This is a genomic window from Domibacillus sp. 8LH (assembly GCF_038806185.1).
Taxonomy (GTDB): domain Bacteria; phylum Bacillota; class Bacilli; order Bacillales; family Domibacillaceae; genus Domibacillus; species Domibacillus indicus_A.
The window spans coordinates 216206-231391 of record NZ_JAVJNG010000003.1 but is presented as its reverse complement, the minus strand read 5'-3'; the positions used below and the strand labels follow the sequence as shown (position 1 = coordinate 231391).

The 15186-nt window shown below is 46.9% G+C and carries 15 protein-coding genes; 1 reads left to right on the top strand and 14 read right to left on the bottom strand.

All coding sequences use genetic code 11. The annotated features are described in order from the left end of the window. Positions 1–153: 153 nt before the first annotated feature. Positions 154–1821 (bottom strand): DAK2 domain-containing protein, encoded by a 1668-nt coding sequence (locus RG959_RS07635; RefSeq protein ID WP_342796598.1) that lies wholly within the window; start codon positions 1819–1821, stop codon positions 154–156. 18 nt (positions 1822–1839) lie between these two features. Beyond that, positions 1840–2202 carry an Asp23/Gls24 family envelope stress response protein gene (locus tag RG959_RS07630; protein WP_315692565.1) on the bottom strand — a complete coding sequence of 121 codons (363 nt, stop codon included), beginning with the start codon at positions 2200–2202 and terminating at the stop codon, positions 1840–1842. Between the two features lie 223 nt (positions 2203–2425). Here RG959_RS07630 and rpmB point away from each other — a divergent pair, with 223 nt between their 5' ends. Continuing rightward, the gene (rpmB, locus tag RG959_RS07625; protein WP_045850130.1) at positions 2426–2614 is read left to right on the top strand and encodes a 50S ribosomal protein L28; all 189 of its coding nucleotides are present in this window, start codon (positions 2426–2428) and stop codon (positions 2612–2614) included. 49 nt (positions 2615–2663) lie between these two features. Here rpmB and spoVM read toward each other — a convergent pair whose 3' ends face one another. The 12 genes from spoVM to coaBC are packed head-to-tail and all read right to left on the bottom strand — an operon-like array spanning position 2664 to position 15106. After that, complete coding sequence (spoVM, locus tag RG959_RS25130) at positions 2664–2747, bottom strand: stage V sporulation protein SpoVM (protein WP_050181490.1); 84 nt, start codon at positions 2745–2747, stop codon at positions 2664–2666. After that, positions 2747–3397 (bottom strand): thiamine diphosphokinase, encoded by a 651-nt coding sequence (locus RG959_RS07620; protein WP_342796597.1) that lies wholly within the window; start codon positions 3395–3397, stop codon positions 2747–2749. The genes spoVM and RG959_RS07620 overlap by 1 nt, the downstream gene beginning before the upstream one ends. Next, complete coding sequence (gene rpe / locus RG959_RS07615; RefSeq protein ID WP_315692567.1) at positions 3394–4053, bottom strand: ribulose-phosphate 3-epimerase; 660 nt, start codon at positions 4051–4053, stop codon at positions 3394–3396. The genes RG959_RS07620 and rpe overlap by 4 nt, the downstream gene beginning before the upstream one ends. 4 nt (positions 4054–4057) lie before the next feature. After that, entirely contained in the window at positions 4058–4933 is an 876-nt protein-coding gene (rsgA, locus tag RG959_RS07610) for a ribosome small subunit-dependent GTPase A (protein ID WP_342796596.1), read from the bottom strand. 11 nt (positions 4934–4944) lie between these two features. Beyond that, positions 4945–6900 carry a Stk1 family PASTA domain-containing Ser/Thr kinase gene (pknB, locus tag RG959_RS07605; protein ID WP_342796595.1) on the bottom strand — a complete coding sequence of 652 codons (1956 nt, stop codon included), beginning with the start codon at positions 6898–6900 and terminating at the stop codon, positions 4945–4947. A gap of 5 nt (positions 6901–6905) precedes the next feature. After that, positions 6906–7658 (bottom strand): Stp1/IreP family PP2C-type Ser/Thr phosphatase, encoded by a 753-nt coding sequence (locus tag RG959_RS07600; protein WP_342796594.1) that lies wholly within the window; start codon positions 7656–7658, stop codon positions 6906–6908. Between the two features lie 4 nt (positions 7659–7662). Further along, positions 7663–8742 carry a dual-specificity RNA methyltransferase RlmN gene (gene rlmN / locus RG959_RS07595; RefSeq protein ID WP_342796593.1) on the bottom strand — a complete coding sequence of 360 codons (1080 nt, stop codon included), beginning with the start codon at positions 8740–8742 and terminating at the stop codon, positions 7663–7665. Further along, entirely contained in the window at positions 8743–10068 is a 1326-nt protein-coding gene (rsmB, locus tag RG959_RS07590) for a 16S rRNA (cytosine(967)-C(5))-methyltransferase RsmB (protein WP_342796592.1), read from the bottom strand. It lies immediately after the preceding gene. A 1-nt stretch (position 10069) separates the two neighbouring features. Further along, on the bottom strand, positions 10070–11011 hold the full coding sequence (fmt, locus tag RG959_RS07585; protein WP_342796591.1) for a methionyl-tRNA formyltransferase: 942 nt from the start codon (positions 11009–11011) through the stop codon (positions 10070–10072). Next, entirely contained in the window at positions 11008–11493 is a 486-nt protein-coding gene (def, locus tag RG959_RS07580; RefSeq protein ID WP_342796590.1) for a peptide deformylase, read from the bottom strand. The genes fmt and def overlap by 4 nt, the downstream gene beginning before the upstream one ends. Before the next feature lie 14 nt (positions 11494–11507). Continuing rightward, positions 11508–13904: a primosomal protein N' gene (gene priA / locus RG959_RS07575; protein ID WP_342796589.1), complete on the bottom strand. Its 2397-nt coding sequence runs from the start codon at positions 13902–13904 to the stop codon at positions 11508–11510. Then, positions 13901–15106, bottom strand: a complete 1206-nt coding sequence (coaBC, locus tag RG959_RS07570; RefSeq protein WP_342796588.1) for a bifunctional phosphopantothenoylcysteine decarboxylase/phosphopantothenate--cysteine ligase CoaBC — start codon at positions 15104–15106, stop codon at positions 13901–13903. The genes priA and coaBC overlap by 4 nt, the downstream gene beginning before the upstream one ends. Positions 15107–15186 lie beyond the last annotated feature (80 nt).

The window sequence follows — 15186 nt, the reverse complement described above, 5'->3', positions numbered from 1 at the left end:
AGGCTGATTGAAAACGCCTGCCTTTCTAGGAACACAGCTGGATGAGAAGCGGAGTGACCTTTTTGGGGGGGTCATGAGCATTCACAGCCAGCAAGTGACGCCGAAAGCGGGCGTTTGTCAACAGCCTGAGAGAGAATGATCTCCCTCTTTTGTTTATTCAACCGAAAAAATAAACGGATACAGCGGCTGTCTGCCGTTATGCACTTCCACTTCGATATCCGGGTACGTTTCTTCAATAAAACTTGTTACTTGTTCAACCGTTTCTTCTGACGCTTCTTCCCCATGAATAACCGTTACGATTTCTGACTCGTCATCGATCAGCGACTGCAGCAGCTCTTTCGCCGCTGATGCCGATTCTGTATGCGTGACCACAATTTTCCCTTCGGCCAGTCCCATAAAGTCATTTTTCTTAATATCGATGCCATCAATGGTCGTATCACGAACAGCGTATGTGATTTGTCCGGTTTTTACCTGCGTGGATGCTGCGGTCATGGCGTCCTTATTCCATGCTGCATCACTTTCTGGATTAAACGCAATGAGGGCTGCCAGACCTTGCGGAACGGTCTTGGTTGGGATAACAGACACAGTCGTTTCCGTGATGTCTGCTGCCTGCTCGGCCGCCATAATAATATTTTTGTTATTTGGCAGAACAAACACGTGCTCAGCATGGCACTCCTGGATTGCTTTAACAATATCTTCTGTGGACGGATTCATCGTTTGACCGCCTTCAATAACAGCGGCTGCTCCGATACTCGTAAATAACTCAGCAACACCGGCTCCCATCGCAACCGCTACAACACCATATTTAGCCTGTTGCACCGGCTGGGCTGACGCCTGGGATGTGCTGCCAGTAATCGCACTGTGCTGTTCACGCATATTTTCAATCTTCATATTGATTAAGCTTCCGTATTGCTGCCCAACGGTCAGTACTTCTCCCGGATGTTCAGCATGAATATGCACTTTGGCAATTTCATCATCAGCAACCACAAGCAATGAATCACCAAACCGGCTTAATTCATCGCGGAAGCGCTCTTCAGAAAAAGGATGTTTAACGAGCTTTTCTTTTTCAAATTTGACCATAAATTCCGTACAATAGCCAAATTCAATATCTTCTGTGTTCATAAAGCTCTGCAGACTTTTACGGTGCTCCGCACTGACAAGCTCCTTTATGTCCTGGCGGTCCGAAAGCGCTGCCGGAAGTGCTTCTCCCTTCAGCTCAGCCAAAAAGCCTTCGTATACAAGCAAAAGACCCTGCCCGCCGCTGTCGACTACGCCGACTTCTTTTAACACAGGCAAAAGCTCCGGTGTCCGGTTTAAGGAAGCCTGTCCTTCTTTCACAAGCGCTTCTACTACCGCGACAATATCAGATTCTTTTTGAGAAACGGCTACCGCTTTTTTAGCGGCGTCTTTTGCCACCGTTAAAATCGTTCCTTCCACTGGCTTCATCACCGCTTTGTATGCCGTTTGAACGCCTGCTTCAAATGCGGCAGCAAGTTCAAACGCGGATACTTCCTGCTTGCCGGTCACTGCTTTTGCAAACCCCCGAAAAAGCTGGGACAAAATAACGCCTGAGTTTCCGCGCGCGCCCATTAACAGCCCTTTCGACAGCGCTTCTGCCGTTTTCCCGAAATGGCGCTGCGTGCCCGCTTCTGTTTCCTTTGCTCCTGATGTCATTGATAAATTCATATTCGTGCCGGTGTCGCCATCCGGCACGGGAAATACATTCAGCGCGTCAACCATTTGTGCATTTGCTGATAAATGCTGTGCGCCTGCTTGCACCATCCTGGCAAAGCGCAATCCGTCCAATGAAGTTATACCCACAAAAATTTCCTCCTCACACTACGGGTTCGTTACCCGCACACCCTGTACAAAAATATTAACAGAATCAACTGATAATCCGACGGTTTGATTAAGTGTATATTTTACTTTTGATTGCACATTGCTTGCCACTTCAGAGATTTTCGTTCCGTAGCTCACGATAATATACATATCAATAAAAATACGGTCTTCTTCCTGGCGTACGACAACGCCGCGCGTAAAATTTTCACGACGCAGCATTTCAGCAAGGCCATCTTTTAATTGATTTTTTGATGCCATACCGACAATACCGTAGCAATCTACCGCCGCACCGCCTGCGATCATCGCGATGACTTCATTTGAAATGTCAATTTGACCAAGTTCAGTCGTTAATTCAATCGTCACAAAACATCCTCCTCGCGAATCAAACTATTCTCATTTTACTATATTTATCTGCCACTTCACAACTCACGGGCCGGATCTGCCGCTTATTCACTGTCAAGTGATTTTTCTTGAAAGACTTCTTCAAAGCTGTTGCATTCATTCATTGATTGTGATAAATTATTTAAGTGTCTTGCACATAAAAACGTAGACAATTAACGATCCTGAATAGTAAGGAGTGAATACAATGCCAAAAAAATGTGTTATTTCCGGCCGCAAAGCACGTACTGGAAACAACCGCTCACACGCGATGAATTCAAGCAAACGTACGTGGGGCGCTAACCTTCAAAAAGTTCGTATCCTTGTTGACGGTAAACCAAAACGTGTTTGGGTATCTGCCCGCGCACTTAAATCTGGAAAAGTTGAGCGCGTTTAATTTTTCCTTTCATAAAAAAGCACCTGCGCCAAACGGCACCGGTGCTTTTTTATTTTTTCTTTTTCCCTGCCGACATAAACATCCGAATCATGCCCCCGACAAACTTTGGCAGTTTCAATGTGTAAAATTTCACTAGCTTCTCCTCCCGTCACGGCTTCTAATAACCATTAATATGCCTGAACGGAACGAAAAGACCCCCTTTTTTTCAAGGATTTCATTACTTACACATCTTGAGGAACCCGGCTGAACCGTGTAATTGTCCAGTGGATATTTAAAGCCGGACAGCGTCAGCCCTTTCACGCTTTCATTCAGCGCAAAAAAAGAAACGTACGGCCATCCTTCCCTTTGAGGAATAACTCCTTCTCCGGGTGAATAAACAGCTAGTTCATTTTGACAGTCTACGATCATAACCGGACAGGGAAGCTCCCTTTTTAAGAGCAGCGTAACCGCCCCGAAAAAGTGATCAAGACGGCCGCCTGTTACGCCATATAAAAAAATCAGCTCCGGGTTTTGCTTTGCTGCGTCATTGAGGGCAATTTCAAGGTCAGTTTCATTTTTTTCCGCTGGAAACTGCACATGATCCGGGACTTCTGCCGCCACACGGCGCCATTCTTCTTCCGTTATGGAATCAAAGTCGCCAAAGGCCTTGTCCGGCGTAATCCCACGGTCAAGTAAATAAAGAGCGCCACGGTCTACACCAATCCATTGCTCCCTCAAGGCGGGATCCCTTTTTAACACAGGCAGTTCCGTATCAGGACCGCCGGCAACGATCCGGATAATCACGCTTTTTCCGCGGCAGCCCGGATCGCCCGGATGGCCGCACCCCGGTCCTTTTCATTATAGATCGCTGAACCGGCAACAAGCACATTTGCTCCGGCCTCTGTACAAATCCGGGCCGTTTCCGTATTGACACCGCCGTCTATTTCAATATCAACCGACACACCCGCTTTTGTGATCATGTCACGAACACGGCGGATTTTCGGTACAACGGCCTCAATGAAAGACTGCCCTCCGAACCCAGGATTTACAGTCATAAGTAAAACCATATCAATATCACCGATCACATATTCGAGTACATCGACCGGTGTAGAAGGGTTTAACACTACTCCCGCTTTAATGCCAAAGGAGCGGATAAGCTGAATGGTCCGATGCAGATGCGGACATGCTTCAGCATGAACCGTAATAATATCAGCTCCGGCTTTCGCAAACGTCTCAATGTACTGATCAGGGTTGCTGATCATCAAATGAACATCAAGAGGTAATGCGGTTACCGGCCGGATCGCTTCTACAATCAGCGGGCCGATCGTGATATTCGGCACGAAATGTCCATCCATCACATCTACGTGAATATAGTCAGCTCCACCCGCTTCTACGTCTTTTATTTCTTCACCAAGCCGCGCAAAGTCAGCGGATAAAATAGATGGGGCAATCTTGATCATAACGTCAGTACCTCGGCTTTCTCTCTTTAATTTCCTCTATAAATTGCAAATAATGCTCATAGCGATAATTCGGGATTTCTCCTTCTGCTACTGCTTCTTTTACCGCGCATTTCGGCTCATTTAAATGCAGGCAGCCTCTAAATTTACAATCGGAGCTCCGGTCTGCCATTTCTGGAAAACACGCGGATAATTCATCCAGCTCTATTCCTTCAAAATCCAACGAACTAAAACCCGGCGTATCGGCGACTAGTCCGCCTGCCGCTGGAATGAGCTCCACATGCCGTGTTGTATGCTTGCCCCGTCCCAGTGAACTGGAGATCTCATCTGTTTTCAAGGCAAGATCCGGCCGGATCGCATTTAACAGTGAAGACTTTCCAACGCCTGACTGTCCGGCGAATACCGATGTTTTTTCTGTTAAGTGGCCTTCCAGCAAGTGAAGGCCATCCATTGTTTCTGAAGAAGTTTCCACAACGGTGTAGCCAATCCTGCGATAATCGGCCACGTATTGATCGAGCATTTTCTGGTCTTCAGCTAAATCCATTTTGGTCAGGCAGATAACCGGTTCAATATTCTTTGATTCAATTAAAACTAAAAAACGGTCTAGAAGCACTGTGCTGAAAGCAGGTTCCATCACTGAAAAAACAAGGACCGCCTGGTCAATGTTCGCAACAGGCGGACGAACCAAATCATTTTTTCGCTCTTTAACGGTTAGAACGTAGCCTTCTTTTTCATTTTCTGCTTCATATTCTACATAATCGCCGACAAGCGGTGTAATATTTCTCTTCCGGAATACCCCCCGGCCCCGGCATTGAATAATATTTTCTCCATCGAGCACATAGTAAAAACCGCTTAACGCTTTAATAATTTTGCCTTCTGGCATGTAGCACCACCTTATTCAGATTGTGTTTTTTCCGGGTAAGGAATCGTTTCATCCATAATGACGACCTGATCCCGCACCACTTTATATCCTGCTTTTTGATCTTTCTCAATCACAAACTGCAGTGTTCGCTTCGTTTCTTCTGTAATTAAAAACTTTTCATATGGTTCTGTCATACTATGTGTAGCATCTTCTACATAAATCTGAACCTCTTGAGGTTCTCCTTCCACCTCAGGCACGTATGGAATCACCACTTCTGTTGATACTTCTGCCGGCGGAATTTCCTCCGGTCCTTTTGAAAGTGTGACTTTAACTGTACTGCCCGGCGCCACTTCACTTCCGGCCTGCGGCGACTGCCTGATCACCTGACCGGCCGCAACAGAATCCGAGTATTCTTCTCCGGAAATATCAATGATAATGCCATTTGCATCCGCATAGTCTTCCAGGCTTTTTTTCGTATAGTCCGAAAGATCTGTCAGCACGACATTGGCAAGGCCTGCGCTCACCGTTAATTCAACGTCTGTTTCTTCCGGAATCACGAGTTCATCCGCATCTGGTCTTTGCTCCAGCACCGTTCCTGCTTCACTATCGTCATATTTCAACTCAGTTTCAACATTACGAAAGCCGGCTTCCTCGAGCAATTCCCGTGTTTCTTCCAATGTTTTCCCGCTGTAATCTTCCATTGCTTTTTTTTCTTTGCCTGCCGAGACAAACAAGTCAATCTCACTGCCTTCTTCTACTGTTGTTCCCGCTTTTGGCACCGTTCGAATCACTTTTCCTTCTTCAATATCTGCACTAAATTCCTCATCGGAGTCACCTACGACAAAACCAGCATTAATTAAAGTAGCAGCAGCTGCTTCCGGACTGCTTCCGTTTGTATCCGGCACTGCTATCTGCTTCGGCACCATCAGCATAAACCAGGCTGCAGCACTGAGGGCACCCAGAATAAGGAGCACGAGCAGAAACCATGGCCACTTTCTTTTCTTTTTTTGCGGCTTAGTATTTGTGCCACTATCTGTTTGCTGCTTGATTTCTACAGGCGGTACAGACGGCTGGATTCTCTCCGGCGGCTTCGATGAAATAATCGGAATCGCTTTTGTGACTTCATCATTATCATCCGGAATTTTAAATTTTTCCTCATGCATGCGGTAAGGCTCTAAAGCAGTAGACAAATCGTGTTCCATTTCTTCTGCACTCACATAGCGGTGAAAAGGATCTTTTGCCGTTGCATGAAGGACGATATTTTCAATGCTTTGCGGAACTCCCGGATAAAGTTGTTTAATAGATGGAGTCTCTGCCTGCAGATGCTTTAAAGCAATGGAGACAGCCGATTCACCCGAAAACGGGAGCTTTCCCGTTAACAGCTCGTACATGACAATCCCAAGTGCGTAAATATCAGACTTTTTTGTCGCCATTCCCCCTCTTGCCTGCTCGGGGGAAATATAATGAACAGACCCAAGAACCGCATTTGTCTGCGTAATAGAAGTTGCACTCATCGCCATTGCAATACCAAAGTCGGTCATTTTTACAATTCCATCCCGATCAATAAGCATGTTGTGTGGTTTTACATCACGGTGAATAATGGAATGCTGATGGGCAAATGCAACGGCCGCAGTCATTTGCCTCATAATATTAATAACGGTTTCGTACGGAACGGGAGAAAATTGCTGAATGTATTCTTTCAGCGTCATTCCGTCCACATATTCCATTACGATAAAGTGAATATTATCTTCTTCCCCAACATCGTAAATACTGACTATATTCGGATGAGCCAGGCTTGACGCTGCCTGGGCCTCACGCTGAAATCGACGCAAAAATTCATCTTCTCCGGCAAAATCAAACCGCAGGACTTTAATAGCCACATCCCGGTCTAAAATCATATCACGAGCCAGGTATACATGCGCCATTCCGCCGCCGCCAATCGCCCGGACGATTTTATAGCGCCCGCTTAAGCTTCTGCCAATTAACATCGCCGTCACCCGCTTTCGCGTTCGGCACAATGCTCGAGAATTGCGACTGTAATATTGTCTTCTCCGCCGTTTTCATTGGCCAGACGAATCAGAGTATTTGCTTTTTCATGAAGCGGATCTGGTGATTGCAGAATATGGCTCATTTCAAGAGCTGACACTTTGTTTGATAAACCATCGGAGCAAAGAAGGAGCAAATCTCCTTCTTCAAACATGATCGTTCTGTAATCAACAGACAGCTTTTCGTCTGTTCCGAGAGCTCGTGTTAGTACATTTTTTTTCGGATGGCTCTCTGCTGCTTCCTTGGTAATTTCACCTGATTTAACGAGTTCGTTCACAAGTGAATGATCTTCCGTGACTTGTGAAAAGCCGTCCTCACTCTGTAGGTAACACCGGCTGTCTCCAATGCTCGCAATCGCGCAAAACCGGTCTGTGCAAAGAGCCGCTACCAGTGTCGTTCCCATACCGCTGCATTCTGGATGGGTATGGGCATGAAATAAAATTTCTTTATTGATCACTGGGATAATCGCCTTCATCCAGTTTAAGGCCTCATCCGGCGATTGAATATTCAATGCTGTTTCGTTCCAATGCTGTTCAAACATGCTGATGGTCATCCGGCTTGCGGTATCTCCCGCATTGTGCCCGCCCATTCCGTCTGCTACAACGGCCAGGCACAAGCTGCCGTTATGATGAAAAACGCCCCCGCTGTCTTCATTGTGCGAGCGCACTCGTCCGCGGTCTGTTTCAAACACAGCATTCATCTTGTCACCTCGTTTCGCTGGCACGCTCTTTCGCCCGAAGCTGGCCGCATGCTGCATCAATATCCGTTCCTTGCTCACGTCGAATCGTTACGTTTACACCATTGTTTTTCAATGTTTTTTCAAACTCAAAAATCTTGTTGCGCGGTGTGCGAACATAATCCCGCTCAGGCACGTAGTTCACTGGGATTAAGTTTACGTGACACTTAATTCCTTTGATCAAAGCAGCAAGCTCCTCTGCATGAGCCACTGAATCATTCTCACCGCCGAACAGTCCGTACTCAAATGTGATACGGCGGCCCGTTTTTTCTGTATAGTAACGAATCGCGTCCATCAAGTCCTTCAGCTTGTAAGCACGGTTAATCGGCATAAGCTTTGTGCGCAGTTCATCATTTGGCGCATGAAGAGATACCGCGAAGTTAATTTGTGTTTTTTCATCAGCAAATTTGTAGATTTTCGGTACAATCCCGCTCGTTGACACGGTAATGTGCCGCGCTCCAATGTTCAAGCCTTTTTCGTGGTTGATAATGTGTAAAAATGACATCATTTCCTCGTAATTGTCGAACGGCTCCCCGATACCCATAATGACGACAGAGCTTACCCGTTCCCCTACTTCATCGAGTGCCTGCTGTACTTTCACAACCTGCGCCACAATTTCACCGGCTTCAAGGTTCCGCTTTAAACCGCCAAGTGTTGATGCACAGAACGTACAGCCGATTCGGCAGCCGACCTGTGTCGTTACACAAATGGAGTTGCCATATTCATGGCGCATTAGCACGGTTTCAATCGAATACCCGTCATGCAGTTCAAATAAAAATTTAATCGTACCGTCAGCGGACTCCTGCTGAATGGCTGTTTTCAGCACCGTAAACACAAATGCCTCATCGAGCTTTGTGCGCAGCTCTTTCGATAAGTTAGTCATATCATCCACGGTTTTCGCCCGTTTTACATACAGCCAGTCAAAAATTTGATCAGCCCGAAATGGCTTTTCCCCGTTTGCTGAAAGCCACTCTTTAAGCTCATGAAGTTCCAGTGAATAAATGGATAGCTTCTGCGGTTCCGTCTGCTTTTTTCTCGCTGTTGTCATTTATTTATTTTCCTTCTTTCTAAATTTACTTATAAAAAATCCATCGCCGCCAAAATCGTCTGGAAACACTTGAACCATATTCGCTTCTTTCTCTATAGAGATGTGCTCAAGAGGGGCAGGCTCGAATTCGGGATGAGCCTCCAAAAAGGCATTCACCGTTCCTTCATTTTCCTCCCTATCGACCGTACATGTACTGTAAACGAGGACACCGTCCTCTTTTAAAAGCGGCACAGCGGCATTTAAAATCGCCAGCTGAATACGCTGCAGGTTATCGAGATCCTGTTCCGTTTTCGCATATTTCAAATCCGGTTTCCGGCGAATAACGCCAAGCCCTGAACAAGGAGCATCCACTAAAATCGCATCAAAAGTTTCTTCTGCAAACAGTTCTCCTGCTTTGCGGGCATCCTGCTTTTGAACATGGATGTTCGAGAGCGCCAGCCGCTCGGCATTCTGAGCAACAAGTTTCAGCTTGTGCGCGTGAATATCCAGCGCATCAATCCGGCCTTCTCCATTCATTTGTTCAGCAAGATGTGCGGTTTTTCCGCCCGGTGCTGAACACATATCTAAAACACGCTGGCCGGGCTTCACGCCTAAAACAGGGGCGACGAGCATTGAACTTTCGTCTTGAATGGAAATAGCCCCGCTTTTAAAAAGATTTGAACGTGCTGCATTTCCTCTTAAAATTCTGACTGCATATGGAGAGACGTCAGAAGGTTCTGCTTCAAACCCTTCTTCTGCCAGGGCCTGGATGGCTTCATCACGTGTCATCTTCATACTATTTACACGAACGGTCTGTTCTGGTGCTGTTAAGTTGTGCCGGCACATCGCTTCTGTTTTTTCTTTCCCATATGCCTTGATCCATCTTTTCACAAGCCAGAGTGGATGGCTTGTTTCAATCGAAATGCGTTCTGCGTCATCTTGAATAGAAGCCGTATCCGGAACACCTTCTCGCTGGATAGAACGAAGCACACCGTTGACCATGCTGGAAATGCCTTTATGGCCCCTTTTTTTCGCAATCTCAACTGCTTCATGAATAACCGCTCTTTCCGGTACTTTATCAAGATAGACCATTTGATAAAGAGATAAACGAAGCAAATTATGCACCCAGCGCTCAGGCTTTTTTTTCAAAAAAGGTGCGAGATAGAAGTCAAGCGTCATTTTCCGCTGAATGGTGCCATAAGTGATTTCCGTCAGCAGCGCTGCGTCCCGGCCCGACAAGTTATTTTTTTCGATTGCCGTATTCAGCATCAAATTGCTGTAAGAACCGCTTTTTTCTACCGTATCAATTAAGTCGAGCGCAATTTCGCGCACATTCAATGATTTCATATTAGTCTCCAAATACAGCACCGGCTTGAAGGAATGATCCTGAACCACGCAGGTAATCGCGTGCACTCATCCGTTTTTTTCCTGCCGGCTGCAATTCTGTTATTTTAAGCGCTGTTTCTGAACCGGTCGCAACGACAATACCGTCCTCTTCAAGAGCAAGTACGGTGCCGGGTGCGCCACTTTTGCCCGCCATTTTTTCACTTTTCCATACTTTCACGACTGCCTCATTAAGAATGGTATACGCAACCGGCCAAGGGCAAAGCCCTCTTACCTGATTGTACAGTTCTTCTCCCGGGCGGCTCCAGTCAATTTTTTCATCCTGACGGCGAATATTAGGCGCAAATGTTGCTTTTGCCCCGTCCTGGGGTGTCCGCGAAGAAGTGCCTTCAATGATAGCCGGGATGGTTTTAGACAGCAAGTCCGCACCAACTGCACTTAGTTTGTCGTGCAGGGTGCCTGTGTTGTCATCTTCCTCAATGGTCACAGCCGCCTGTGAAATAATGTCCCCTGCATCCAGTTTTTCAGCCATATACATAATGGTGATGCCTGTTTCTTTTTTTCCCTGCAGGATCGAATAGTGAATCGGAGCACCGCCCCGAAGCTCCGGCAAAAGAGAGGCATGAACATTAATGCACCCGTATTTTGGCGCCTCAAGAAGGGCATTCGGCAAAAGCTGCCCGTATGCTGCCGTAACGACTAAATCCGGCTTTAAGGCGATAATTTCATCGAGCTCGGCCGACTTCGACAGCTTTTCAGGCTGCAAAACCGGAAGCCCATGCTCTAGAGCTGCTGCTTTAACCGGCGGCGGCGTTAACACTTTTTTCCGGCCTACAGGTCGATCGGGCTGTGTGACCACAGCGAGGATTTCGTAGCCGTCTTTGATGATCTGCTCAAGCACCGGCACGGAAAAATCCGGGGTTCCCATAAAAACGATTGTGGTCATTCTTCATCCGCTCCTTTCAATTCCTCAGCCGGAATATATTTTTCCACTTTAGATGTAAATAACACGCCGTCTAAGTGATCCATTTCGTGCAAAATAGCCCGTGCCAGAAATCCGCTTGCTTCAAACGTGTAAAACTGGCCTTTGACGTTTTGAGCTTTGATTTTAATTCGATTGGGGCGGGTTACTTCCCCGTATAGATCAGGAAAGCTCAAACATCCTTCGATATCTGTCTGGCTGCCCTCTGAAGAAAGCAGCTCAGGATTGATTAAGACAATTAAGCCATGCTCGTCTTCAATATCCACAATGGCAAGGCGCATATCTTTCCCGATTTGCGGGGCAGCGAGGCCGACGCCGTCCGCCTGAATCATGGTTTCCTGCATATCACGCACCAGGCGCTTTAATTTACTGTCAAATTGTTTAACCGGCTGGCATTTTGTTTCTAAAATGTCGGCTGGATGTTCAACAATGGATAAAATCGTCATTGCGTTCCTCTTTTCTACATCAATACATATGGGTGAATATCAATAGATACAATAAGCCCATTTGATTTTCCTTGTTTTGCATAATGCTCAAGCACCTGCTTCAACACGGTGCCAAGCTTTGGTTCACGTTTGTATTTTATCAAACATTGCCACCGATATCTATTGTTGATCCGTGAGATCGGTGAAGCGACAGGGCCAAGCACAACCGCCGCTGGAGAGAGCTCCGGCTTAATATTGGCAGCGATTTTGCCGGCCTCGCTCGATGCGGTAATCGCTTCTTCATGGCTGACTGTAATAAGCGCAAGAAAATAAAATGGAGGATAGCCTCCCGCTTTTCTCACTTGCATCTCCTGCTCGTAAAACGCTTCGTAATGCTGATCAGCAGCAAGCTGAATGCTGTAATGCTCCGGCGTATAAGTTTGAATCACCACTTCACCCGGCAATGTATGCCGGCCGGCCCGTCCGCTTACTTGCGTTAAAAGCTGAAATGTTTTTTCTGATGCACGAAAATCCGGCAAATGCAGCATTGTATCCGCGCTTAAAACACCGACGAGCGTAATATCCGGAAAATCAAGTCCTTTGGCAATCATCTGCGTGCCGAGCAATATATCAGCTTCCTTGTCAGCAAAGCGTCTCAGCAGCCGTTCATGGGCTCCCTTTGTACCGGTTGTATCTACATCCATTCGAATAATCCGCGCTTCCGGCAGCAGTTTTAAAAGCTCTTCTTCTACCTTTTGTGTACCTGTGCCGAAATGACGGATATGTTCACTGCCGCATTCCGGGCATACGTCAGGCGACAGCTCCTCATGGCCGCAATAATGGCATTTCAGCTGATGGCGGTGACGGTGATACGTCATTGACACATCACAGTTAGGACATTCCGGCACGAACCCGCAGTCGCGGCACATAATAAAAGAAGAATATCCACGCTTATTTAAAAACAGGACAGTTTGTTCTCCTTTTTGAAGGCGGTCTTTTATTTTTTCAAATAAGTTTCTAGAAAACATAGACCGGTTTCCTTCCCGCAGCTCTTCACGCATATCGACAATATCGACGGAAGGCAGCGGGCGGTCATTGACACGTTCGGACAGCGTCAACAGCTTGTAGACCCCTTTTTTTGCCCGGGCAAAGGATTCCAAAGAAGGAGTTGCGCTTCCTAAAATAACCGGACATTGATAGTAACCGGACCGCCAAATAGCCACATCACGCGCATGGTAACGGGGATTTTCTTCCTGCTTGTAGCTTGTTTCATGTTCTTCATCAATAATGATTAGCCCGATGTTTTCGAACGGAGCAAAAACAGCGGAGCGGGCGCCCACAACCACTTTTACTTCCTTGCGGCTGATTTTCCGCCATTCGTCATATTTCTCGCCCGTAGACAGTCCGCTGTGAAGCACCGCCACGTCATCGCCAAACCGCTGTTTAAACCGGTCCGTCATTTGAGGCGTCAATGAAATTTCCGGAACGAGCACAATCGCTTCCTGTCCTTTTTGAATGACTTCGCTGATGGATTGCAGATAAATTTCTGTTTTCCCGCTTCCGGTTACACCATGAAGCAGAAAGGTTTCTGCTTTGTTTTCTTTTATATTCTCAATAACAGGCTCAATCGCCGCTCTTTGAGTGGGTGTCAAGTCAAGCGGCTGATCTGGTTCAAATGTCCGGCCGGCTAAAGGGTCACGGTATGTTTCTTCCTGCTTCTCTAAAAGCAGCCCTTTTTCGATGAGCGCTTTTGCAACAGCAGATGAAATACCTGTTTCCTTGAGCGGTATCCATTTTCCTTCTGTTCCTTGAAAAAGCTGGAGAGCTTCCGATTGTTTTATAGCATTTTTCGGCATAGACTGAAGGGTTCGGGCCAGCCCTTCCTCAGATAGCGGACATTGAACCATACGAATCGTCTTTTTTCGCCCTTTGCTTTTCACAGAATAAATTACATCAAGCGATCCTTTTTTTACTTCCCTGCGTATTTGGGCAAGCGCACCTGCCTCGGACGCTTCTTCCCATGTAATTTCTTCACGGTCTCCAAAAAGAGAAAGGGCTTCTCTGCTCAGCGCGCTGTGACCGGTTATGCGGATATGCTTTGCATATTTGGCTTTCATTGCAGCCGGAAGCATCGCCTGCAGCGCTGAAATTTTAAAGCATAGCGATTCGGCTGTCAGCCAGTCGGCGAGTGAAAGCAATTCTTTATTTAATACCGGAACAAGATCCATTGGTTCTACAATCGGCTTTAGCTTACGGCTTTCCGGCTCTTCTTTTACATCCAGCACAAACCCCTGCACATGGCGCGGGCCAAATGGGACGATCACCCGCATACCCGGCTGAATCATCCCTTCCCATCTGGAAGGAATTTCGTAGTCAAACGGGCGGTCCGTCTGGCGGACCGCAACGTCCACGACGACAGAAGCGATATTCATTTTTCCTCACCCATCCGCCCGGCTGCTTCCTGCAGAATACGGAATGCTGCTTCTTTTTTAGTCATTTTCTCAAAGTCCTGGTGTGTGCCGTCACGGTGGAAGATCGAGATAATATTCGTATCACCGCCGAAGCCGGCTCCCTCCTGCTTGACATTGTTTGCCACAATCATATCTGCGTTTTTTGATTCAAGCTTCCTCTTTGCGTACGTCTCTACATCATTTGTTTCAGCCGCAAAACCAATTAAAAATTGGTGTTCTTTTTGTTCGCCAAGTGTTTTTAAAATATCCTTCGTCCGCTCAAGCTCAATTGTAAGCGCACCGTCCTGCTTTTTCATTTTATTGTCAAGCACAAAAGCAGGGCGGTAGTCTGCAACAGCAGCCGTTTTCACAACAATATCCGCATCAGGATAAACGTGCATCACTTCCTGAAACATTTCTTCTGCACTTTCTACCTGTCGGACGGTTACACCACCAGGAGGCTTGATCGCTACAGGTCCTGAAATTAACGTAACATCTGCCCCAAGTTCCCGTGCTGCTTCCGCCACTGCATATCCCATTTTGCCTGTTGATTTATTGGTGAAAAAGCGCACTGGATCGATCGCTTCACGTGTGGGCCCTGCCGTTACGACAACTCGTTTTCCTTGAAGAATCTTTTGTTCATCTTTAGCAAAAAATTGAGCAGCAAGTTCCGCAATCCTCTCAGGCTCTTCCATCCGCCCTTTCCCCGTATATCCGCAGGCAAGGTAGCCTTCACCGGGTTCGATAAACCGGCAGCCGAACGACCGCAGTGTTTCCATGTTTTTTTGTACAGCAGGGTGCGCATACATATTTACATTCATGGCGGGTGCAATCCATCTTGGCGCTGTACCGGCCAGGAGAACAGTTGATACCATGTCATCTGCCATCCCGTGAGCCATTTTGGCAATGATGTTTGCTGTTGCCGGTGCCACAATCACAAGGTCTGCCCAGTCTGCAATATCAATATGAGCAATTTTAGCGGGGTCTTTTTCATCGAATGTATCGGTATATACCGGTTCACCAGACAGCGCCTGAAAAGTGACCGGCGCTACGAACTTCTGGGCGGATTCGGTCATGACTACTTTGACATGAGCACCCGCCTGTTTCAGCTTGCTCGTTAGTGCCGCCGCTTTGTAAACTGCTATGCCGCCGCTGACGCAAAGCAAAATGTTTTTTCCGTTCATTCCCTTTCCCTCCGTTCCAGTCAACTCTTTATGCCAATATGATAGCATACAAAAAGAAAAGGCCGGTATTCGCCGCCCTT